Source organism: Aestuariimicrobium ganziense (genome assembly GCF_015352975.1).
GTDB lineage: Bacteria > Actinomycetota > Actinomycetes > Propionibacteriales > Propionibacteriaceae > Aestuariimicrobium > Aestuariimicrobium ganziense.
Genome location: NZ_JACYIZ010000006.1, coordinates 77,048 through 98,027, shown reverse-complemented (window position 1 = coordinate 98,027; position 20,980 = coordinate 77,048). Strand labels below are relative to the sequence as shown.

Sequence of the window (20,980 nt, the reverse complement as noted above, 5' to 3'; positions counted from 1 at the left end):
GATGACTTTCCCCCTGCTCACCCTGTTGGGCCTGGTGCCGCTGGTCGGCGCTCTGGTCACCTTCGCGCTGAAGGGTGCCGCCGCCAAGTACGCCGGCATCGCCTTCTCGCTGGTGACCCTGGCCATGGGCGTCTGGGCGTTCGCCCTGTCGGCCTCGGGCACCGGCTTCGACGAGCGCTACACCTGGATCCGCGCGATCGGTGCCCACTGGTCGCTGGGGTCGGACACCCTGTCGATGACCATGGTGCTGCTCACCGTGATCGTCGTCCCGATCGTGCTGCTCGCCGAGTGGACGATCGGTGACGACCCTGAGAGCGGCCGAGGCAGCACCGGCGCCTTCTTCGCGCTGGCGCTGATGCTGGAGAGCTTCGCGCTCTACTGCTTCATGGCCACCGACACGCTGCTGTTCTACCTGTTCTTCGAGGCCACCCTGATCCCGATGTACTTCCTGATCGGGCGCTGGGGCGGACCGAAGCGTGGCCAGGCAGCGCTGAAGTTCCTGCTCTACTCGCTGGCCGGCGGTCTGGTCATGCTGTTCAGCGTGGTCGGCGTCGGCGCCGAGGCCGCCAAGACCGGCCAGGCCAGCTTCCTGGTCTCAGACCTGGCTGCCGCCAACATCGACCAGGGCACCTGGGGACGACTGCTGTTCCTCGGCTTCTTCATCGCCTTCGCGATCAAGGCCCCCATGGTGCCGGTGCACACTTGGCTGCCCGACACCGCCGAACAGGCCAGCCCGGGCTCGTCCACGCTGCTGGTCGGCATCCTCGACAAGATCGGCACGTTCGGCATGCTGCGGTTCTGCCTGGCGATCTTCCCCGACTCCAGCAAGTGGGCCACCCCGGTGATCCTCGTGCTGGCCGTGGTGTCGGTGATCTACGGCGCGCTGATGGCGATCGGCTCACGCGACCTGCTGCGGCTGGTGTCCTACACCTCGATCAGCCACTTCGGCATCATGGTGCTCGGCATCTTCGCCTTCACCTCGACCTCGATCCAGGGCTCGATCTTCTACATGCTGAACCACGGTTTCTCGACCGCAGCGTTGTTCCTGGTGATCGGGTTCCTGGTGAAACGGCGCGGGTCGGCTCAGATCTCGGCCTTCGGTGGCGTGCAGAAGACTGCCCCGGTACTCGCCGGACTGTTCCTGGTCGCCGGTCTGTCGGCCCTGTCGCTGCCCGGCACCTCGAGCTTCATCTCCGAGTACATGGTGCTGGCCGGCTCCTGGCAGCGTCAGCCGATCTTCACCGCCATCGCGGTGCTAGGCATGGTGCTCTCGGCGCTCTACATCCTGCTGGCCTACCAGCGCACGATGACCGGACCGGTCACCGAGCAGACCGAGACCCACGTGTCGGTCGACCTCAACCTGCGCGAGCGGGCGGTCCTGGTGCCGTTGGTGGCCCTGCTGCTGGTGTTCGGCTTCTACCCCAAGCCGTTGGTCACCCCTCTGGAACAACCCGCGAAGGAAGCCATGAGTCACGTCGACATGACTGACCCCGAGACGGTCGTGAAGGGGGGCAACTGATGCTCACCCTGCTCGAGACCAATCTGGACTGGGGCGCACTCGCGCCGCTGATCGTCGTCTTCGTGGGTGCCTGCCTCGGAGTCGTCGTCGAGGGCGTGCTGCGTCGCAGCATCCGCGACGAGGCACAGCTGATCATCGCCGGGCTCACCCTGGTGCTGGCCTTCGGCTTCACCGTGCAGTTGTGGCGCGGTCGTGAGTTCGGCGTCGAGGCCGGCGGTTCGGTCAGCGTCGACGGGCCGGCGCTGTTCACATGGGGCGCGCTGATCATCTTCACGATCCTGGCGTTGCTGCTGGCCAGTGAGCGCAAGCTCAACCAGGGTCAGACCGACTTCGTCCCGATGGCGGCCTCGGTTCCCGGCTCGCCGCTCGAGGCGAGGGCGACCGCGCTGCGCCTGGAGCACACCGAGGTCTACCCGCTGGTGCTGTTCGCCACCTTCGGCATGATGCTGTTCGCGGCGTCGAACGACCTGATCACGATGTTCGTGGCGCTGGAGATCTTCTCGCTGCCGCTGTACCTGCTGTGTGGCCTGGCGCGTCGCCGCCGCCTGCTCAGCCAGGAGGCCGCGCTGAAGTACTTCCTGCTCGGGTCGCTGTCGAGCGCGTTCTTCCTCTACGGGGCGGCGCTGGTCTACGGCTACACCGGCTCGTTCGAGCTCAACCGGGTCGACGCCATGATCGGTTCGGCCGGTGCCTCGTCGCTGCTGCTGGCCGCGGGCATGGGCCTGGTCGGCGTCGGCCTGCTGTTCAAGGTGGGTGTCGTGCCCTTCCACAGCTGGACCCCCGACGTCTACATGGGTTCCCCCACCCCGATCACCGCCTTCATGGCGATCGCCACCAAGATGGCGGCCGTCGCGGCCCTGATGCGGGTGTTCTACGTCGGCTTCGGCAGCATGGAGTGGGACTGGCAGCCGCTGTTCGCGGTCCTCGCGGTGCTGACCATGCTGGTCGGTTCGGTGATCGCGCTGACGCAGAGCGACATCAAGCGGCTGTTCGCCTACTCGGCGATCGCCCATGCCGGCTTCCTGCTGGTGGCGGTGGCCGGTGCGGTGACCCCCACCTCGTCCAGCGCCTTCGGCGCACTGACCGGCTCGGTCGGTTCGATCCAGTTCTACCTGGCTGCCTACGGCCTGGCCACGATGGGTGCGTTCGCACTGGTGACCATGGTGCGCAAGGCCGGTGGCGAGTCGACCTCGCTGGCCAGCTGGTCAGGCATCGGACGACGCCACCCGGTCTTCGGTGCGCTGATGGTGCTGTTCCTGCTGAGCTTCGCCGGCATCCCGCTGACCGGTGGCTTCATCGGCAAGCTGCTGGTGTTCCTGGCGGCGTGGGCCGGTGGCTACGGCTGGCTGGTGCTGGTGGCGGTGCTCATGAGCTTGGTGGCCGCGTTCTTCTACCTGCGCGTCATCGTGGTCATGTTCTTCCGCGAGCCGAACGAGCACTCCGAGGGCGTCACCGTCGAGAAGCCGAGCTGGATGACCTGGACCGTGATCGTTGTCGCGGCCGTCGGCACTCTGGTGCTGGGTCTGTGGAGCGGGCCGCTGGCCGAGCTGGCGATCCGGGCCTCGGCCTTCCTGGGCTCCTGACCTGACCGTCTCGGACGAGGCCCCTGCCGCAGCCGCGGTGGGGGCCTCGTCCTGTGTGGTGGCGCTGGTGGCTACTTGGCTTCCCTCCTGCCTCGGGCGCCCCATCGGTTCGTGGCGTGAAGTCACTTGATGACCAGCAAGTTCACGCCACAGATCGGACGAGACCGCGGCAGGCCCGGGGCGTCCCTCGATTGCTGGCGTGAAGTCATCGAATGACCAGCGATTTCACGCCACCAACCGGGTTGGACGATCGGCGGGCTCGGCCGCTCGTCCGAGAGGCGGATCGCTCCGCGAGTACCCGGCGTGATCCGCCCATCAGGCCCACATCCACGCCCGGCAGCCATGTCGGCTCGGGTAGGAATCACCTGAGAGTCCACCGGACGCCTCTTGCCCCCACGCCGACCCGGGGGACAATGACCGCAATCCATCCAACGGGGGTGGCGGACATGAGCAGACGGGCCCTCAAACGAGGCGCCATCGCGGGAGTCATCCTGGCCAGCAGTGTGGCGGCTGCCCCCGTCGTGTTCGCAGACGGGAGTGGCGGGGGACCGACCAACCCCGCCGAGGCCATCGGCCAGAACGGAAAACCTGCCAGAGCAGGGCCGGTCTATCTCTCTGACGGAGTCACCCAGATCGGGGTCTTCGAGATCGAGGCATCCGATCCCTGAGGGGGGGTGACCTCAGCTGAGCCGCTCGACGACCACGTCGCAGAGTTCGTCCAGCTGGTGGCGCGCCTCTCCGGCCGGCAACTGGTGGACGAAGCCTCGCGCCACCTCGGCGCGGCGGCGCACCTCGGCGCGGGCCTTCTCGATGACGGCATTTGCTCGCAGCGCGTCCAGCGCCTGCGACAGGGCCTCATCGGTCGACAGGTCGCCGTCGATCCGCTCGAGCAGGGCCAGGTCGGCAGGGTCGGTGCTCTGGCGCAGCATGAGCGTCGCCAGGGTCGGCACGCCCTCGCGCAGGTCGGTTCCCGGTGTCTTGCCGGTGACGTCGCTGGTGATGTCGATCAGGTCGTCGGCCAACTGGAAGACGATGCCGATCTCCTCACCGAACTGGGTCAGGGTGGTCAGCACCTCCTCCGAGCTGCCCGCGACCATGCCGCCGAACCGGGCGGCGGCGGCGATCAGTGAGCCTGTCTTGTCGGTGAGCACGCTCAGGTGGTGCTCGATCGGGTCCTCTCCCTCGGCGGGGCCTCGGGTCTCAGCGATCTGGCCGTGCACCAGCCGGGCGAAGGTCTCGGCCTGCAAGAGCACGTAGTCAAGCCCGAGCCGGGCCACCGTCGACGACGCCTTGGCGAACAGGTAGTCACCGACCAGGATCGCCACCGAGTTGCCGTAGCGGGCGTTGGCGCTGGGGGCTCCGCGGCGCAGCGCCGCCTCGTCCATGACGTCGTCGTGGTACAGCGATGCCACGTGGGTCAGTTCGACCACACAGGCTGCGCCGACCAGGGCGTCCTCGTCGACCTCGCCACCGAACTGTGAGCACAGCGCCACCAGTTGGGGACGGAAGCGCTTGCCGCCAGCGGCGATGATGTGCTGGGCGGCCTCGGTGAGGAAGGGATTGCCCGCCACCGCCAACTCGTACAGGCGACGTTCGATGGCCTCGAGGCGCCGGGTCGTCAGGTCGTCCCGGGCGTCAGGCGAAGGCTCGCTCACTCACAACTCCCATGTCCGTCCGCGGACGAGGAGTCCGCCTGGGGCACGCCGCGCTGCAGCGCGCGGCACCGCCTCACAGCCTAGTGCTTGCATGCGGGCAGGGCGGAATCGTCACCCCGCCCGCAGGCAGGCGATGCTCACCAGATGGTGACGCGGTGAGCGGGATCGAGCCACATCTGGTCGTCCTCACCCACCCCGAAGGCGGTGTGGAACTCGTCAATGTTGCGCACGACCTGGTTGGCCCGGAACTCGGCAGGGGAGTGCGGGTCGGTCGCCAGGCGCTGCTTGAGCGCCTCGTCACGGATCTTGGTCTGCCACAGCTGCGCATAGCCCAGGAAGAACCGCTGCTCGCCGGTCAGCCCGTCGATCGGTTCGACGTCTCCGCCGGTGGCCAGCTTCCACGCCTTGAGCGCGATGCCCACGCCACCGAGGTCACCGATGTTCTCACCGATGGTGAGCTTGCCGTTGACCCGCAGATCGTCGTCCAACTGCTCGGGCGAGAGCGCGTCGTACTGGTTGATCAGCGACCCGGTGCGCTGTTCGAACGCCGAGCGGTCGTCATCGGTCCACCAGTCACGCAGCTGGCCGTCGCCGTCGCAGGTCGAGCCCTGGTCGTCGAAACCGTGGCCGATCTCGTGGCCGATCACCGCGCCGATGCCACCGAAGTTCACCGCGTCGTCGGCGTCGACGTTGAAGAACGGCGGCTGCAGGATCGCCGCGGGGAACACGATCTCGTTGCGCAGCGGGTGGTAGTAGGCGTTGACCGTCTGCGGGGTCATCAGCCACTCGTCCAGGTCGACCGGCTTGCCCAGCTTCGACAATTCGTGCTCGAGGGCGAACTTCGCGGCCGCCATCAGGTTGCCCACCGCGTCGCCCTCGACCACGGTCAGCGACGAGTAGTCGCGCCACTTGTTCGGGTAGCCGATCTTGGGACGGAACTTGCCCAGCTTGTCGAGTGCTTCGGCCTTGGTCTGCTCGGTCATCCAGTCCAAGTTGGTGATCGACTGGCGGTAGGCCTCGAGCAGGTGGCCGACCAGATCGTCCATGCGCTGCTTGGCCACCGGCGGGAAGTGCCGCTCGACGTAGATCCGGCCCACAGCCTCACCGAGCACCGACTCGACCAGCGCGACGCCACGCTTCCAGCGCTCCTTGAGCTGCGGGATGCCCATCAGGGTCTTGTCGTAGAACTCGAAGCGGGCCTGCACGAAGTCGGACGACAGCTGGCTGGCCAGCGACGACACGATCCGGGCGCGGGCCCACGAACGCCACGCGGGCAGGTTCTCGACGGTGGCCAGCTCGGCCAATCCGGTCAGGTACGAGGGCTGGGCGAGCACCACCTCGGCGACTTGGTCGGGGCTGATCCGGGCCCGGTCGGCGAAGTGGGCCCAGGGCAGCGGTGACTCGGCCAGCAGCTGGTCCCAGGTGCGCAGGTTGTACATCGCGCGCATGTCGCGGGTGCGCACCTTGTCCCAGTGCAGGGCGGCGATCCGGGTCTCCAGGTCGAACGCGGCCTGCGCGTCACCCTCGGGGTCGGCGACGCCGGCCAGGGAGAGGATGCGGGTCAGGTAGGCCCGGTACTGCTCGCGGATGCCGGCGTGCTCGTCGAGTCGGTAGTACTCCTCGTCGGGCAGGCCGAGTCCGGACTGCCACAGGAACAGCACCGGGCGCTTGGGGTCACCGGGGTCGGAGTCGACGTCAAGGCCGACCGCCTGGCCGATGCCGTGGCGCGCAGCCCACCCCCAGTGACGCACCAAGGCGTCGACGTCGGTGATCCGCCCGGCCCTGGCCAGCGGTGCGGCCAGCGGCTCGGCACCCTTGGCCTCGATGGCGTCGGCGTCCATGAAGGTCGAGTACAGCGTGGCGATCTTCCACGCCTCCGATCCGGCCTCGGGCTGCTCGTCGGCCAGACCGGTGATGATGTCGCGCACGGCCTGTTCAGACCCGTCGCGCAGCGTCATGAAGCTGCCTGCCATGTGCTTGTCGTCATCGATCGTGGCGGTGGCCAACCAGCCCCCGTTGACGTGGCGGTACAGGTCGTCCTGCGGACGGACCGCCTTGTCGAAGTGGCCGAACTCAAGTGCTGCAGTCATGGTCAGCACCCTAGAACTGGTGGGTCAGGAGCGCCACTCGGGGCGGATCTGCGACGCGTTGCTGACGGTCATGTCGGCCGAGACGGTGGCGTTGTAGCGGTACTCGTTGGCATTGACCCAGCTGGTCGAACCCGCCAACTTCACGGTGAACAGGAAGACCACCACCATGTTGGTCTCGGCGCGTGACTGGTCGGTGGCCGACAGCCCCGGACGCACGCCGGCGAAAGGATCGCCGACCAGCTCCCACTTGATCGTCGAGGCATCGACCGCGCGGGTGGTGGTCATCGAGTTCGGGCAGTTGGCCGGACGAAGCTCCTTGCGCGAAGCGCAGGCCTGCAGCGTGCGCCGGCCTGCCGCGACCAACGCCTGCTGGCCCTGGTCGGTCAGAGCCGGGGCCGCGTTGTGCACGGTCACCTCGTTGTAGTTCAGGTTGAGCATGGTCAGGTTGTCGCCGGCGTCGAAGGCGATGAACGGCAACCCGGTCGACAACAGATAGGTGCCCGGCACCAACTCCAGCGGGGTCTCCCAGTCGACCGTGACGCCGTTGACACGGATCGGCACGTTGTCGACCTTGGTTCCCTGGAAACGGAACGTGGCGGTGGTCTTCTCGAGCAGCCACGACCCATTGTCCTGCTTGGTCACCCGGAAGCTGGTGTTCACCACCTGGTCGCCCACACTGTAGCTGGCGGGGATCTCGGTGGCGTTGGCGTCTGTGGTGGGCACGTCGATGTTGCTGATCGGGGCAGCCTTGACCGAGTTGGCGTACGAGGCCTTCGTGAGCAGCATCTGCGACCCGTTGCCGCCGGTGGGCCCGAAACTCAGCGCGGTGGCCACGTCACCCTCGGCCAGGGCGGTCAGGTAGCCGCGCACGGCCTCATCACCCCTGAGCACCTTGGCCTGTGCCACCGAGGCCGACGACTCGGGCACCTTGACCGCGTCGTCCACCGGGGGCGTGCGGATGAAGTTCACGTAGATGACCCCAGCCGCCACGGCGGTGACCACGACCGCCAGCGCCCACGACAACACCTTCACCGCCGAGGGACGCTCCCGGCGACGCACCGGCTTCTCCTGCGGGGCAGCGAACCGATCCTCGGGCAGGTGCCAGTTCGACGGCGCCCACGAGCCGGGCCTGGTCGCCTGGGGCACGTCGCGCAGGCTGGTGGGCGTCCAACCCGACCCCGGGTGCTGGGGTGAGGCGGCATTCGGCCGAGCGGAGTAGTGGGTGGCGTCGTCGGCGCTGCCGGCCAGCGGCGGGGCGGGCGTGCGCGGGGCGTCGGGGGTGGCGTCGTCGGCGCTGCCGGCCCGCGGCGGGGCGGGCGTGCGCGGGGCGTCGGGGGTGGCGTCGTCGGCGCTGCCGGCCAGCGGCGGGGCGGGCGTGCGCGGGGCGTAGTGGGTGGCGTCCTCGTCCCCGGTCAGGGCAGGTGCAGGCTGACGCGGCGCGTAGTGCGTGCGGTCGTCGGCCCCGGGGTCCTCGTCGAACCGGCGGGGCGTGGCCTGCGAGGCCGGGTCCTGGTCGGTCATCGCACCGTCCAGGTGTCGTGGCCAGTCACCAACCTCTGCAGTGCATCGGGCCCGGTCACGGTGGCCCGGGCGGTCTCGACCTGTTGGCGGGCCTCGTCGTCGTAACTGGGGCGCTCGACGTCACGGAAGATCCCGACCGGGCTCTGCCGCAGCACCCCGGTGTCGGTCAGGCGCGACAACTGGAAGGCCAGCGACGGGTCGGGGCGGTGCGCGTCGTGGACGACGACGGCGTCCAGGCCCACGTCGGCGACCTTGGCCGTGGTCAGCTCGCCGTCGGCGCCGCGCACGATGCCGAACTCTTGGTCGACGCCGAACAGCACCGGTTGGCCGTGCTCGAGCGGGATCAGCGACTGTGCCGCCTCAGGACCCTTGAGGTTGTCGAACGCACCGTCGTTGAAGATCGGGCAGTTCTGGTAGATCTCGACCAGCGCGGCTCCGCGGTGCTCGATTGCGGCCCGCAACACCCCCGACAGGTGGTGGCGGTCGGAGTCGACGCTGCGCGCCACGAACGACGCCTCGGCACCCAGGGCCAGCGAGATCGGGTTGAACGGCACGTCGACCGAGCCGAACGGGGTCGACTTGGTGACCTTGCCCAACTCCGAGGTGGGGGAGTACTGGCCCTTGGTCAGGCCGTAGATCCGGTTGTTGAACAACAGGATGGTGATGTTGACGTTGCGGCGCAGCGCGTGGATCAGGTGGTTGCCACCGATCGAGAGCGCATCGCCGTCACCAGTGACCACCCACACCGCCAGATCGGGGCGGGTGATCGCCACCCCGGTCGCGATCGACGGCGCCCGGCCGTGGATCGAGTGCATGCCGTAGGAGTCGACGTAGTAGGGGAAGCGCGAGGCGCAGCCGATGCCCGAGATGATCACCGTGTTCTCGCGCTGGATGCCCAACTCGGGCATCAGGCCCTGGAACGCCGCCAGGATCGCGTAGTCACCACACCCGGGACACCAGCGCACCTCCTGGTCGCTGGTGAAGTCCTTGCGGGTGAGCGGCTCGAGGCTGAGCGGCACCCCGGCCAGCCCCGAGGTGGGCTGAGTCTGGGCGGTCACTGGGCATCCTCCTGGTCGGGGGTGTCGAGATTGTCGGCGGTGTCGGACGAGGCGTCGCCCTCGAGCCGGTCGATCCGGGTGACGAGGTCGTCGGCGAGTTCGCTCAACGAGATCGGCAGACCCCGCACCCGCGACCAGCACTCGGCGTCGACCAAGTACCTGGCCCGCAGGATCATCGTGAACTGGCCGAGGTTCATCTCGGGCACCAGCACCTTGTCGTAGCCGCGCAGCACCTCACCGAGGTTGGCCGGCAGCGGGTTGATCGAGCGCACGTGCACCTGGGCGACCTTGCGTCCTGCCGCACGCACCCGGCGCACCGCGGCGGTGATCGGCCCGTAGCTGGATCCCCAGCCGACCACCAGCAGCTTTGCCTCGCCCGAGGGGTCGTCCACGACCACGTCGGCCACCGGGATGTTGTCGATCTTGGCCTGGCGGGCCTTGACCATCGCTTCGTGGTTGCCCGGCACGTACGACACGTTGCCGGTGCCGGCCGACTTCTCGATGCCGCCGATGCGGTGCTCCAGACCCTTGGTGCCCGGGATCGCCCACGGCCGGGCGCCGGTCTCGGGGTCACGCAGGTAGGGCAGGAAGATCGGGTCGCCGTTGTGGTCGGTGGAGTTGGGCTCGGTGGCGAAACCCGGGTCGATCTCGGGGATCGAGGCGAGGTCGGGGATCCGCCAGGGTTCGGCGCCGTTGCCCAGGTAGCCGTCGGAGAGCATCACCACGGGCGTGCGGTAGGTGACCGCGATCCGCACCGCCTCGACGGCGGTGTCGAAGCAGTCCGAGGGGGACTGGGCGGCCAGCACCGCCACCGGCGACTCGCCGTTTCGTCCGTACATCACCTGCAGCAGGTCGGCCTGTTCGGTCTTGGTGGGCATGCCGGTGGACGGGCCTGCGCGCTGCACGTCGACGACCACCAGGGGCAGTTCGGTCATCACACCCAGGCCGATCGTCTCGGCCTTGAGCGCCATGCCCGGGCCGGACGTCGAGGTCACCCCGAGCGCACCGGCGAACGAGGCGCCCAGCGCAGCACCGACCGCGCTGATCTCGTCCTCGGCCTGGAAGGTGAGCACCCCGTGCGCCTTGCGGCGGCTCAACTCGTGCAGGATGTCGCTGGCCGGGGTGATCGGGTAGGTGCCCAGGAACAGGGTCAGCCCGGCCTTCTCGGCGCCGACCATCAGGCCGTAGGCGGTGGCCAGGTTGCCCGAGATCTGGCGGTACTCGCCCTTGGGCATCGGGGCCGGCGCCACCTCGTAGCGCACCGCGAAGGTCTCGGTGGTCTCGCCGTAGGCCACACCGGCCTTGAACGCAGCCATGTTGGCGTCGCGAATGGCGGGCTTGTCGGCGAACTTCTGCGACAGGAAGCGCAGCGTCCCCTCCTCAGGCCGGCTGTACAGCCAACTCAGCAGTCCCAGCGCGAACATGTTCTTGGCGCGGCTGGAGTCGCGTCGTCCCAGACCGAACTCGGCGACCGCACCCATGGTGAGCCCGGTCAGGTCGAGGGCCACCACCTGGTAGTCCTCGAGCGAGCCGTCCTCGAGTGGGTTGCTCTCGTAGTTGACCCGGGCGAGGTTGCGGCGGGTGAAGTCGGCGGTGTCGACCACGATCAGGCCGCCGCGGGCGAGGTCGGCGACGTTGGCCTTGAGCGCGGCCGGGTTCATCGCCACCAGCACGTCAGGACGATCGCCGGGGGTGACGATGTCGAAGTTGGCGAAGTGCAGCTGGAAGCTGGAGACGCCGGGCAGCGTGCCCTGGGGGGCCCGGATCTCCGCCGGGAAGTTGGGGAGTGTCGAGATGTCGTTGCCGAAGCTGGCCGACTCGGCGGTGAACCGATCGCCGGTCAACTGCATGCCGTCGCCGGAGTCACCGGCGAATCGGATGACGACTCGGTCGAGAGTGCGAACCTGCCTCACGCCGGTCCTTTCACGAATGTCTTGTGGGTGTTCATCGGGGGTGTGGATCTGTCGTGGCGGCACCGAGGGGGACGGGCAGCCACAGCCGCTCCAGCCTACCCCGTGGCGCGGCAGCACTAGGCTGAGCCCGTGGAGACCTGCATCGACTGGTTCGGCGACGGCTCGCTCGTCGTGGTCGACCTGTCGCTGGCCTGCTGCGCGGTCGAGAGCGAGTTCGCCGTCCCCGAGGGGGCGCCGCGCCTGAGCGCCGTGCCCGAGGGCGCCCAGGTGGTTGCCGTGATCTCGGGGACGATCGCCGCCCCGGTCGCAGACCTGGTCCGTACCCGCATCGACAGTCTGGGCGAACGGACCCACGTCGTGGCGTTCGGGGCCTGCGCCTGCGCCGGTGGCCCCTACTGGGACTCCTCGGCGATCGTGCCCGGAACCGGACGCCTGACCCACGTCGACCACCTGATACCCGGTTGCCCCCCACCCCCGTCGGCACTGGCTGAGCATGTCGAACGACTGCGCGACGGCGGTGGGGAGGTGACGTGAACCGACACGGCGACGAGATCGTCCAGACCACGTCCGAGCAGTGGCGCGACGCGGTGGCAGCGGCCCTGGCCGAGGGATTCAGTTGGTTCGACTCCCTGATCGGCATCGACGAGGTCGGGCGCCCCAGCGGTGGGGACGAGGAAGTGCGGGTGGTCGTCCGACTGGTGCGCCACGACCCCGAAGGTGATCCGCAGGGGCGGCAACTGCACGTGCGCATCCCCCGCGAACTCGACCAGGCCCGGCTCGACTCGATCGGCGACCTGGTCGCCGGGGCGGCCTGGTACGAGCGCGAGACCCACGACATGTTCGGGGTGAGCTTCACCGGCGGGGACGACCGGCCGCTGCTGTGGCACCTGGACACCCCCCGACACCCGCTGCGCAAGGACGAACTGCTGGCTGCCCGGCTCGAGACACCGTGGCCCGGGGCGAAGGACCCCGATGACGACACCGCCCAGGCCAGCCGTCGGCGCACCCTGCCGCCCGGGGTGCCTGACCCGCAGTTGCTGGATGATCCCAGCGTGACCCCGGCCGAACTCGTTGCCTCGCTGGGCCGTGCGCGCAGTCGACGGGCCCGGCGATGAACAACGACGACCGGACGACCCCCGGAGCTCCCACCCCTGACGCCGCGACCGGCCACGGGTCGATCCGCCTGATCGAGGAACGCTGCACCTCGTGCATGATCTGCGTGCGCGAGTGCCCGACCTGGTGCATCACCATCGAGGCCCACAGCGAGGTGCTGCCCGACGAGCAGGGCCACCACCCCAGCCGGCAGCGGGTGCGCACGGTGCACGTGCTCGACGAGTTCACCATCGACTGGGCGCTGTGCATGTACTGCGGCATCTGCATCGAGGAGTGCCCCTTCGACGCGCTGGAGTGGGCCGGCCCGCACGTGCTGGGGGCGGCTGACCTGGTCGGGCTGGTGCACGACCGTCACGCCCTGGCCGAGGCCGGGTCGCGATGACCACGCCCGCGGTGACGGGGCGCCGGCTGCGGCCCTGGCTTCGTCCGATCTGGGACGAACTGCGCCCACGGCGTCACCAACTCACCGACGCCTGGCGCGACTCGAACGTGCGTCGGGGCGTGCTGGGAACCGGTCTGATCGCGCTCGGGTCGCTGACGCCGGCCTACCTGCCGCGCAACTCGCCGTGGTGGCCGCTGATGCGGGCGATGCACCTCGACAACACCGCCAGCAAGATCGTCGGCACGCTGATGGTGCTCGGTGGTGTGGCGCTGCTGGTCGAGGCCTGGTTTCGGTTGCGTCCGTGGCGTGAACGCAGCGCGGACGCCGCACACGCCTACGTGCACCTGCGGCACTGGGCGGTGCTGCTGATCTGGGGCGCGCCGTTCCTGCTGGCACCGCCGATCTTCAGCCACGACGCCTACTCCTACGCCGCCCAGGGGTGGCTGATCCACAACGGCATCAACCCCTACGAGGCAGGTCCCGGCACGCTGCCCGGTGCGTTCGCCGACCAGGTGGCCTGGGTGTGGCGGTTCACCCCTGCTCCCTACGGCCCGTTGAGCCTGCAGATCCAGCACCTGCTGGTCGACCTGTTCCGCTACGACCCCTACGTGTCGGCGCTGGCGATGCGCATCCCCGCCCTGGCCGGAGTGGTGATGATCGGGGTGTTCCTGCCCCGGCTGGCCCGCCGGATGGGCATCGACCCCGCCGGCGCCGCCTGGTTCGGCGTGCTCAACCCGGTGCTGGTGATCGACTTCATCGGCGGTGCCCACAACGACTCGCTGATGATGGGGCTGGTCGTGGCCGGGTTGTACCTGGCCCAGCGGCTGCGCTGGGCATGGCCGCTCGCGGCGGTCCTGGTCGGGCTGGCGGCAGCGATCAAGCAGCCGGCCCTGCTGGCAGCCTGCGTGCTGCCGCTGCTGCACCGCGAGTGGCGCAGCTGGGAGCCGGTCGAGGTCTTCATCACAGCGGGGCGGGTGCTCGCCAGCCTGGCCGTCGCGGCCGCCACCTTTGCCCTGGTCTCGGTGGCCACCGGACTGGGGTTCGGCTGGTACAACGCGGTCAACGTGCCCGGCCTGGTGGTCACCGTCTCGCCGTCCACCGTGCTCGGACAAGGGCTGCAACTGCTGTTCGACGCCCTCGAGTGGGACCGTGCTGCCGACCTCGCCGTGCGCTGGTCGCGCACCGTGGGCCTGGTGGTCAGCGCGGTGGTGACGGTGGCCCTGTCGGTGACCGTGGCGAGGCGTCGTCCGATCACCTTCCTGAGCTGGAGTTGGCTGGTGATCGCGTTCGGTGCCCCCGCCCTGCACTCCTGGTACGTGCTGTGGGGTGGGCTGCTGCTGCCGCTGACGCGTCCCGGCATGAAGGTGGTGCGGATCGCGGTCTGGACCACGGTGATCCTGCTGGCCTACGCCGCGGTGAACCTGTCGTGGCGCAATGGGGCGGTGGCGCTCGGTGTGGCAGCGCTGGCCGGCTACGGCTGGCAGAGTCACCTGCATGACCGGGTGACGCTGCGTCGTCGGATCGCCCGCAGCATGGCCCACCATCCCAGCGCTCGCACCCCAGACCAGCCCGACAAGGAGCACGACCGTGACTGACACCTCCGTTGAGGCCGCCCCCGAACTGCCGGTCGTGGTCGAGGTGGTCGACCGGGTCGGACGCCTCACGCTCAACCGCCCGCGGGCGATCAATGCGTTGACCCGCGAGATGATCGCCCTGCTGCAGGCCGCCTTCGACGCCTGGCGCGACGACGAGTCGGTGCGCACGGTCGAGCTGACCGGCGCTGGCGAGCGTGGCTTCTGCTCTGGTGCCGACGTGCGGGCGCTGCGCCAGGACCTGCTGGACGACCCGGAGTTGGCCTTCGCGTTCCTCACCGAGGAGTACCGGCTGAACGCCACCATCGCTGACTACCCCAAGCCGGTGACCGCGGTGATGGAGGGCATCACCATGGGTGGCGGCATGGGGTTGTCGGCGCACGCGACGCACCGGGTGGGCACCTCGTCCACCCAGATCGCCATGCCCGAGGTGACCATCGGCTTCTTCCCCGACGTCGGCGTGCTGCACCCGATGTCGCGGATGCCGGGCGAGAGCGGAACCTGGATGGCGCTGACCGGTGACAGCCTGGACGCCTCATCGGCGCTGTGGGCCGGGCTGCTCACCCAGACCGACGAGCTCGAGGTGCACCCCGAGGAGTCGTGGCTGGCGCGCGCCAGTGGTGGGATCGACGAGTGCTTCGCCGGGGACGACGCCGGCGCGATCGTGGATCGGCTTCGCCGGCACGACTCGTCCGAGGCACGTGAGACCGCCGAGCTGATCGCGAGCCGGTCACCGCTGTCGGTCGCGGTCTCGCTCGAGGCGTTGCGGCGGGCGTCAGCGATGGGCAGCGTGGACGAGGTGCTCGCCCAGGACCTCAGCCTGGCCAGGGCATTCCTGGTCGGGTCGGACTTCGTCGAGGGCGTGCGGGCACAACTGGTCGACAAGGACCGCAGCCCGCGCTGGCAGCACGCCAGCGTGGACGAGGTGCCGCGCGACCAGGTGCTGGGCTACTTCGGCTGAGTGGGTTCTGCGGCGATCCGAATGGTCGGCGGTGGCTCTACCCGCCGTCCGGCGGAGGCTGTTGACCCCAAGGCTGCTGCCCCAGATCCTGCTGGCCCCACTGCTGCTGGCCCCACTGCTGCTGGCCCCACTGCTGCTGGCCCCACTGCTGCTGGCCCCACTGCTGCTGGCCCCACTGCTGCTGGGGCGCCTGCGGACCCCAGTGGTCCTTGCCGGGCTGAGGTGCACAGGGGGCGAACAGCTGGACCAGCCTGTCGAAGTTGGTGTCCTTGAGCATGTTCGAAGACATGGCCAACGGCGTGCCGTAGTTCTGCAGGTTGAACTGGCGGGCTCGTTGCGTGAGCTGGCTGCCCTGCTGGGTCCAGGCCTCGGGGTTTCGCACGTGCACCATGAGCAGTGACTGGCTGCCCACCTTCTGCGGGGCGATGCCGACCACCTCGGTCCACGGCACGAAGCCCAGCGGTGTGGCTGAGCTGTTGTCGTAGAAGCCCTCCGGGCCCAGCACCAGCGCCGGGGCCTTGTCACCCAGCCGCTTGGCCCACTGCCACCCGGTGAACCCGAAGAACACCACCGAGATCACTCCGATGCCCTTGATCAGCCACCCATCGGCAAGCACGAGGAACAGGACACCCACCACGATGAAGGCCGCCGAGCCGAGCGTCCCGAGCACGGTCTTGGTGGAACTCGGGAAGACCACGGTGTGCGGATGGGGGATGAACTGTGCGGGATCTGTCACCCCTCCAGTTCACCACGCGGGGTTGGGCCCTCGTCCGGCCCCTGGTGGCGAACCTGTCAGAGGGTCTCCGCCCCGCGCACGGTGGCCAGCAGCCGCGGGTCGATCACAGCACCCTGGCGGATCAGGCTGACGCTGCCATCGGTCTCCAGGACGAGGGCCCGCACGTGTTCGAGATCAGTGACCCCCGCCTGGCGGAGCCGCGCCCAGACCAGCCGCTCGTCCAGGTGGTACCTGCGCAGCGTCCGGTGGTCGAAGTCCCCGTCGCGGAAGATCACCACGGCTCTGCGGTGCCCGAACAGGCCGGCTCGTCGCCCGGTGCCGAACAGCGTCTCGAGCGTGATCAGGGTGGCGAGACAGAGCAGCCCCCCGATCAGGGTGGGGCCCGGTCCGAGCATCGAGCGACCGATGATCGAGCCGAGCACCAGCACGACCGCAAGCCCGGTGCCGGACCGGTTGGCGAACAACCGCTGCCCCCACACCCGCAGGATGACGGTCAGCGTGAGGTACAGCACCCCGGAGGCCAGCACGACGGCCGCCGCTCGTGGTGCAGTGATGCCGATCTCGTGCCACAACCGTGCCCAGAACTCCATGGCCCCATCCTGCTCCTGGGGCGGCGATGGTCGGGGCGTGTCCGCAGAGCACCGGACCCCTGCCGCGACCAGGTCACAGGGAGTAGTCGACGACCACGGGGGAGTGGTCGCTGATCCGCTCCTCGTAGGTGGCGTCACGGTGGGTGCCACCGGCGACCGCGCGCCGTGCCAGGCCCGGTGAGGCCAAGTGGTAGTCGATCCGCCAGCCGGTGTCGCGGTTCCATGCCTGTCCCATCCACGACCACCAGGTGTAGGGGCCCTGTTCGTCGGGGCGCAGGCGCCGGACGACGTCAACCAGGGTGCGTGGGCTGAGTTGGGCGGCGAACCACTCCCGCTCCTGGGGCAGGAACCCCTCGGAGCGGTTCTTGGTCGACGGGTTGTTCACGTCGAGGCGCTGGTGGGCGATGTTGAAGTCGCCCATCACCAGGTACTCGCGTCCGGCTGCCAGTGCAGCCCGGCGTGAGCGTGACATCTGCCGCGAGAACCCGGCCAGGAAACGCATCTTGCGCTCAAGGCGGGCCAGCGACACCTCGTCGGAGAACGGGGTGCCGCCCTTGGGCAGGTAGAGCGAGGCCACGGTCAGCGGGTGGTCGGCGAGGTCGACCTCGAGGTGTCGTCCCTCGTGGCCGAAGTGGCGCAACTCGCGGGCGAGGTCTCGTCCGACGGTGGCGACCGGCGCCAGACCGCCCGAGCCATGTGGGTCGAGAAGGTGCACGGTCTCACCCCAGATCCGCACCGCGGCCGGAGCTTGGCGGGTCATCACGGCCACCCCGTTGCGCCCGGGGATGACGCCCGGGTCGTAGGCGACGTGGTAGCCGGTGAAGGCCTCGAGTGGCAACTGGTCGACCGGGCAGCGCACCTCCTGCAACGCGACCACGTCGGGTTGGTGGGTCTCGATCCAGCGGCGGAACCCGCGGCGCAGCGCCGCTCGGATGCCGTTGACGTTGAAGGTGGCGATCCGTAGGTGTGGTGGGGTGTCGATCCGCAGCCCAGCCAGGGTGTCGGGGGCGGGACTCACCACCGGCTGTGAACGTGTTCGCGGACGAGGTCGTCGTAGATCGCCTCGCACTCGGCCAGTGCCTCGGCAGAGGTGGGCGGCAGTTCAGCGGCGGCGGCGTTGTCACGGGCCTGGCTGGGGCGTGACGCTCCCGGGATCACCGTGGTGACGCCCGGCTGGTCGATGATCCAGCGCAGCGCGCGCTGGGCCGGGGTGCCCTGGCCGGCGATCGCACCGAACCGGCGGGCGGCCACGAGCCCGACCTCGTAGGGCACGCCCGAGAAGGTCTCGCCCTGGTCGAACGACTCCCCGTGGCGGTTGAACTGGCGGTGGTCGTCGGCCGAGAAGGTGGTGGAGGAGTCGAAGCGTCCCGACAGCATGCCGCTGGCCAGCGGCACCCGGGCGATGATCGCCACCCCGGCATCGGCCGCGGCGCCGAGCACCTGCTCGAGCGGCTTGCGGCGCAGCACGTTGAGGATGATCTGCACACTGGCCACGTGCTCGCGGGCAATCGCGGTCAGCGCCTCGTCGCAGGTCTCGACCGAGACTCCGTAGGCACGCATCCGGCCCTCGTCGACCATCGCGTCAAGGGTGTCGAACACCTCGTCGGAGGAGAACACCGGGGTCGGCGGACAGTGCAGCTGCACCAGGTCGAGGGTGTCGTCGCCGAGCAGTTCGCGGGACCGGTCGTTCCAGCGGCGCAGGTTGGCGGGAATGAACGCCTCGGGCCCGTGCGGGTCGGCGCGGCGTCCCATCTTCGTGGCGACCACGAACTGGTCGCGACCACGGGCATGGACGAACTCGCCGACCAGCCGCTCGCTGCGCCCGTCGCCGTAGACGTCGGCGGTGTCGAAGAAGGTGATCCCGGTGTCAGCCGCCGCCGCGAGCACCTCGCGGGCGGTGTCGTCGGAGACCTCACCCCAACCGCCGCCGAGCTGCCAGCAGCCCTGGCCGATGACCGACAGGTCGCGTCCCAGACGCGGTGCATGACGGTGTTCCATGCCCACCACCCTGTCACGTCGGTCGAGGCGGTGCGCGATCGGTGCGCGGCTGAGGGGTGAGCGAGCGAGGCTCGAAAGCACGCAGGTGCTGGCTTCGAGAGGCTCGTGCCTCGCTCCTGGGATGGCGGGATCTCGACACGGTGCTCGTCCCTCGCACCTACTCGATCAGCCAGGTGGGCTGGTTTCGAGAGGCTCGTCCCTCGCACCTACTCGATCAGCCACGCGAGTTCCCCCGGACCAGCGGGTTCGCTGAACACTGGGGGAGTGCTCCGCAGAACGGAGCACTCCGCAAGCGAGTCAGGAAACCTCAGTTGTGGCCCATGATCTCGTGGGGCACGTAGGGCTCCTCGAGGCTGGCGATCTGCTCGTCGGTCAACTCCACCCCGAGACCCTCGATGGCGCTGGTCAGGTGCGACTCCTTGGTGGCGCCGATGATCGGGGCGGCGACCCCCTTCGCCCAGAGCCAGGCCAGCGCCACCGCGGCGCGCGAGACGCCGAGTTCGTCGGCCACGGCGGCCACGCGCTCGACGATCGCCCGGTCCTGCTCCTCGGTGGAGTCGTACTTGCGGCGCGCGATCACGTCGGTCTGCGACCGGGCGGTGTCGGCGGTCCAGTCACGGGTCAGGCGACCGGCGGCCAACGGCGAGTACGGGGTCAGCGCGACACCGGTCTGCTGGCAGAACGGCACCATCTCGCGCTCCTCCTCGCGGTAGAGCAGGTTGTAGTGGTTCTGCATCGAGACGAACTTGGTCCAGCCATGACGCTCGGCCGCGTTCTGCAGCATGCCGAACTGGTAGGCCCACATCGACGAGGCGCCGAGGTAGCGCACCTTGCCCGCGCGCACCACGTCGTCCAACGCCTGCATGGTCTCCTCGACCGGCGTGGTCGGGTCGAACCGGTGAATGATGTACAGGTCGATCCAGTCGGTGCCCAGACGCTTCAGGCTGTGGTCGACCTCGCTCATCACGGCCTTGCGCGACAGTCCGGCACCGTTGGCGCCCTCGTGCATGCGGCCGTGCAGCTTGGTGGCGAGCACGATCTCATCACGGTTGCCCAGGGCGCGCAGCGCCTTGCCCAGGATCTCTTCGGAGTTGCCGGCGGCGTAGACGTTGGCGGTGTCGAAGAAGTTGATGCCCTTGTCGAGCGCCGACTTCACCACATCACGCGAGGCGTCCTCGTCCAGCGCCCACTGACTGTGCACCCAACCCTCAGCGGTGCCGAAGCCCATGGCTCCGATGCAGATGGGAGAGATGTCGAGGCCGGTTCTGCCGAGCTTCACGTACTCCATGGCGATGTCCCCTCAGGTCGCTTGTGTGTCCCACGCCCGACGCTACTCGGCGGCGCGGTGGCGAGACAGGTTCCCGCATCACCACGCAGGTCGTCGCGCCTAGGCTGAGCACCATGTCAACCTCCCCGGTCACTCCGGGCACCGGCTGGCCGGGCGACCCCGCCACCAGCGCCACGCCGGTCGCCACCACCCCGGACGAGGTCGTGCGCCTGGCCACCACTGCCCCCGATCAGGCCGCGCTCGACGCCCGAGTCTCGGTCTGCCGGGCCTGCCTACGCCTGGTCGAGTGGCGCGAACAGGTCGCCGCCACCAAGCGCGCAGCCTTCGCGGATCAGCCATACTGGGGACGCCCGGTGCCGTCGTTCGGTGACCCCGAGGCCGAGGTCCTGGTGGTCGGCCTCGCCCCGGCTGCTCACGGCGCCAACCGCACGGGGCGGATGTTCACCGGCGACCGCTCCGGCGACTGGCTCTACGCCGCCCTGCACCGCGCCGGCTACGCCAACCAGCCGACCTCGGTCTCGGCCGACGACGGCCTGCGCCTGACCAACCTGCGCATCGTCGCCCCGGTGCACTGCGCCCCACCCGCCAACCAGCCCACCCCGACCGAACAGGCCACCTGCTCGGCCTGGCTCGACCGCGAACTCGCACTGTCGTCCGACCGACTGCGCTCGGTGCTCGTGCTGGGCGGCATCGGCTGGGCCAACCTGCTGCGTGCCGCCCGCCGCATCGGCTGGAGCGTTCCTCGTCCCCAACCCCGTTTCGGCCACGGCGCCGAGGCCACGCTGACCACCCCGGCTGGCCGCGTGATCCGTCTGGTCGGCAGCTACCACGTCAGCCAGCAGAACACCTTCACCGGCAAGCTCACCGAGCCGATGCTGGACGAGGTGATCGCCCGACTGCGCTGACCCTCAGGGGTGGGTCGCCGCCCTCGTCCTGCCTGCCGCCTTGATCGCGTCTGACATGGTGAAGGTGAGGAGAAGT

At 69.3% G+C, this 20,980-nt stretch carries 18 protein-coding genes; 8 read left to right on the top strand and 10 right to left on the bottom strand.

Annotated features, from left to right (window positions below; all coding sequences use genetic code 11):
- Window position 1: 1 nt before the first annotated feature.
- Both IE660_RS12350 and nuoN read left to right on the top strand, forming a co-directional pair.
- On the top strand, window positions 2-1,519 hold the full coding sequence (locus IE660_RS12350; RefSeq protein ID WP_203568678.1) for an NADH-quinone oxidoreductase subunit M: 1,518 nt from the start codon (window positions 2-4) through the stop codon (window positions 1,517-1,519).
- The gene (nuoN, locus tag IE660_RS12345; protein ID WP_203568677.1) at window positions 1,519-3,102 is read left to right on the top strand and encodes an NADH-quinone oxidoreductase subunit NuoN; all 1,584 of its coding nucleotides are present in this window, start codon (window positions 1,519-1,521) and stop codon (window positions 3,100-3,102) included. The genes IE660_RS12350 and nuoN overlap by 1 nt, the downstream gene beginning before the upstream one ends.
- 680 nt (window positions 3,103-3,782) lie before the next feature.
- Here nuoN and IE660_RS12340 read toward each other — a convergent pair.
- From IE660_RS12340 to IE660_RS12320, 5 genes are all read right to left on the bottom strand, one after another.
- A complete protein-coding gene (locus IE660_RS12340) occupies window positions 3,783-4,757 on the bottom strand; it encodes a polyprenyl synthetase family protein (RefSeq protein ID WP_203568676.1) in 975 nt (324 codons plus the stop codon).
- Between the two features lie 137 nt (window positions 4,758-4,894).
- Window positions 4,895-6,847 carry a M13 family metallopeptidase gene (locus tag IE660_RS12335; RefSeq protein ID WP_203568675.1) on the bottom strand — a complete coding sequence of 651 codons (1,953 nt, stop codon included), beginning with the start codon at window positions 6,845-6,847 and terminating at the stop codon, window positions 4,895-4,897.
- 24 nt (window positions 6,848-6,871) lie between these two features.
- Window positions 6,872-8,368 carry a hypothetical protein gene (locus IE660_RS12330; RefSeq protein WP_203568674.1) on the bottom strand — a complete coding sequence of 499 codons (1,497 nt, stop codon included), beginning with the start codon at window positions 8,366-8,368 and terminating at the stop codon, window positions 6,872-6,874.
- Window positions 8,365-9,426: a 2-oxoacid:ferredoxin oxidoreductase subunit beta gene (locus IE660_RS12325; RefSeq protein ID WP_203568673.1), complete on the bottom strand. Its 1,062-nt coding sequence runs from the start codon at window positions 9,424-9,426 to the stop codon at window positions 8,365-8,367. The genes IE660_RS12330 and IE660_RS12325 overlap by 4 nt, the downstream gene beginning before the upstream one ends.
- Complete coding sequence (locus tag IE660_RS12320) at window positions 9,423-11,387, bottom strand: 2-oxoacid:acceptor oxidoreductase subunit alpha (protein ID WP_328701953.1); 1,965 nt, start codon at window positions 11,385-11,387, stop codon at window positions 9,423-9,425. The genes IE660_RS12325 and IE660_RS12320 overlap by 4 nt, the downstream gene beginning before the upstream one ends.
- 81 nt (window positions 11,388-11,468) lie before the next feature.
- On the opposite strand from IE660_RS12320, the gene IE660_RS12315 reads away from it, so the two are divergent.
- The 5 genes from IE660_RS12315 to IE660_RS12295 are packed head-to-tail and all read left to right on the top strand — an operon-like array spanning window position 11,469 to window position 15,387.
- Window positions 11,469-11,873: an NADH-quinone oxidoreductase subunit B family protein gene (locus tag IE660_RS12315; protein WP_328701949.1), complete on the top strand. Its 405-nt coding sequence runs from the start codon at window positions 11,469-11,471 to the stop codon at window positions 11,871-11,873.
- Window positions 11,870-12,454, top strand: coding sequence for an NADH-quinone oxidoreductase subunit C (locus IE660_RS12310; RefSeq protein WP_203568671.1), 585 nt, complete (start codon window positions 11,870-11,872; stop codon window positions 12,452-12,454). Before IE660_RS12315 ends, IE660_RS12310 begins: the two co-directional genes overlap by 4 nt.
- Window positions 12,451-12,834 carry a 4Fe-4S binding protein gene (locus tag IE660_RS12305; RefSeq protein WP_203568670.1) on the top strand — a complete coding sequence of 128 codons (384 nt, stop codon included), beginning with the start codon at window positions 12,451-12,453 and terminating at the stop codon, window positions 12,832-12,834. The genes IE660_RS12310 and IE660_RS12305 overlap by 4 nt, the downstream gene beginning before the upstream one ends.
- Window positions 12,831-14,429: a polyprenol phosphomannose-dependent alpha 1,6 mannosyltransferase MptB gene (gene mptB / locus IE660_RS12300; protein ID WP_203568669.1), complete on the top strand. Its 1,599-nt coding sequence runs from the start codon at window positions 12,831-12,833 to the stop codon at window positions 14,427-14,429. Before IE660_RS12305 ends, mptB begins: the two co-directional genes overlap by 4 nt.
- On the top strand, window positions 14,422-15,387 hold the full coding sequence (locus tag IE660_RS12295; RefSeq protein ID WP_203568668.1) for an enoyl-CoA hydratase/isomerase family protein: 966 nt from the start codon (window positions 14,422-14,424) through the stop codon (window positions 15,385-15,387). The genes mptB and IE660_RS12295 overlap by 8 nt, the downstream gene beginning before the upstream one ends.
- Before the next feature lie 37 nt (window positions 15,388-15,424).
- Here the strand turns inward: IE660_RS12295 and IE660_RS12290 are convergent, their stop codons facing one another.
- The 5 genes from IE660_RS12290 to IE660_RS12270 form a co-directional block, all read right to left on the bottom strand.
- Window positions 15,425-16,123, bottom strand: a complete 699-nt coding sequence (locus IE660_RS12290; RefSeq protein ID WP_203568667.1) for an STM3941 family protein — start codon at window positions 16,121-16,123, stop codon at window positions 15,425-15,427.
- A 56-nt stretch (window positions 16,124-16,179) separates the two neighbouring features.
- Window positions 16,180-16,713: a DUF421 domain-containing protein gene (locus IE660_RS12285; protein WP_203568666.1), complete on the bottom strand. Its 534-nt coding sequence runs from the start codon at window positions 16,711-16,713 to the stop codon at window positions 16,180-16,182.
- A gap of 73 nt (window positions 16,714-16,786) precedes the next feature.
- Window positions 16,787-17,731, bottom strand: a complete 945-nt coding sequence (locus IE660_RS12280) for an exodeoxyribonuclease III (RefSeq protein WP_328701948.1) — start codon at window positions 17,729-17,731, stop codon at window positions 16,787-16,789.
- Complete coding sequence (locus tag IE660_RS12275; protein ID WP_203568665.1) at window positions 17,728-18,711, bottom strand: aldo/keto reductase; 984 nt, start codon at window positions 18,709-18,711, stop codon at window positions 17,728-17,730. The genes IE660_RS12280 and IE660_RS12275 overlap by 4 nt, the downstream gene beginning before the upstream one ends.
- 307 nt (window positions 18,712-19,018) lie before the next feature.
- Entirely contained in the window at window positions 19,019-19,999 is a 981-nt protein-coding gene (locus IE660_RS12270; protein ID WP_203568664.1) for an aldo/keto reductase, read from the bottom strand.
- A gap of 113 nt (window positions 20,000-20,112) precedes the next feature.
- Here IE660_RS12270 and IE660_RS12265 point away from each other — a divergent pair, with 113 nt between their 5' ends.
- The gene (locus tag IE660_RS12265; protein WP_203568663.1) at window positions 20,113-20,904 is read left to right on the top strand and encodes a uracil-DNA glycosylase; all 792 of its coding nucleotides are present in this window, start codon (window positions 20,113-20,115) and stop codon (window positions 20,902-20,904) included.
- Window positions 20,905-20,980: the final 76 nt, after the last annotated feature.

Bases quoted from the DNA above. Each gene is read 5' to 3' on its own strand.
- IE660_RS12350 (WP_203568678.1), top strand. From the start codon at position 2: ATGACTTTCCCCCTGCTCACCCTGTTGGGCCTGGTGCCGCTGGTCGGC.
- nuoN (WP_203568677.1), top strand. From the start codon at position 1,519: ATGCTCACCCTGCTCGAGACCAATCTGGACTGGGGCGCACTCGCGCCG.
- IE660_RS12335 (WP_203568675.1), bottom strand. From the start codon at position 6,847: ATGACTGCAGCACTTGAGTTCGGCCACTTCGACAAGGCGGTCCGTCCG.
- IE660_RS12330 (WP_203568674.1), bottom strand. From the start codon at position 8,368: ATGACCGACCAGGACCCGGCCTCGCAGGCCACGCCCCGCCGGTTCGAC.
- IE660_RS12305 (WP_203568670.1), top strand. From the start codon at position 12,451: ATGAACAACGACGACCGGACGACCCCCGGAGCTCCCACCCCTGACGCC.
- mptB (WP_203568669.1), top strand. From the start codon at position 12,831: ATGACCACGCCCGCGGTGACGGGGCGCCGGCTGCGGCCCTGGCTTCGT.
- IE660_RS12285 (WP_203568666.1), bottom strand. From the start codon at position 16,713: ATGGAGTTCTGGGCACGGTTGTGGCACGAGATCGGCATCACTGCACCA.
- IE660_RS12275 (WP_203568665.1), bottom strand. From the start codon at position 18,711: ATGGAACACCGTCATGCACCGCGTCTGGGACGCGACCTGTCGGTCATC.
- IE660_RS12270 (WP_203568664.1), bottom strand. From the start codon at position 19,999: ATGGAGTACGTGAAGCTCGGCAGAACCGGCCTCGACATCTCTCCCATC.
- IE660_RS12265 (WP_203568663.1), top strand. From the start codon at position 20,113: ATGTCAACCTCCCCGGTCACTCCGGGCACCGGCTGGCCGGGCGACCCC.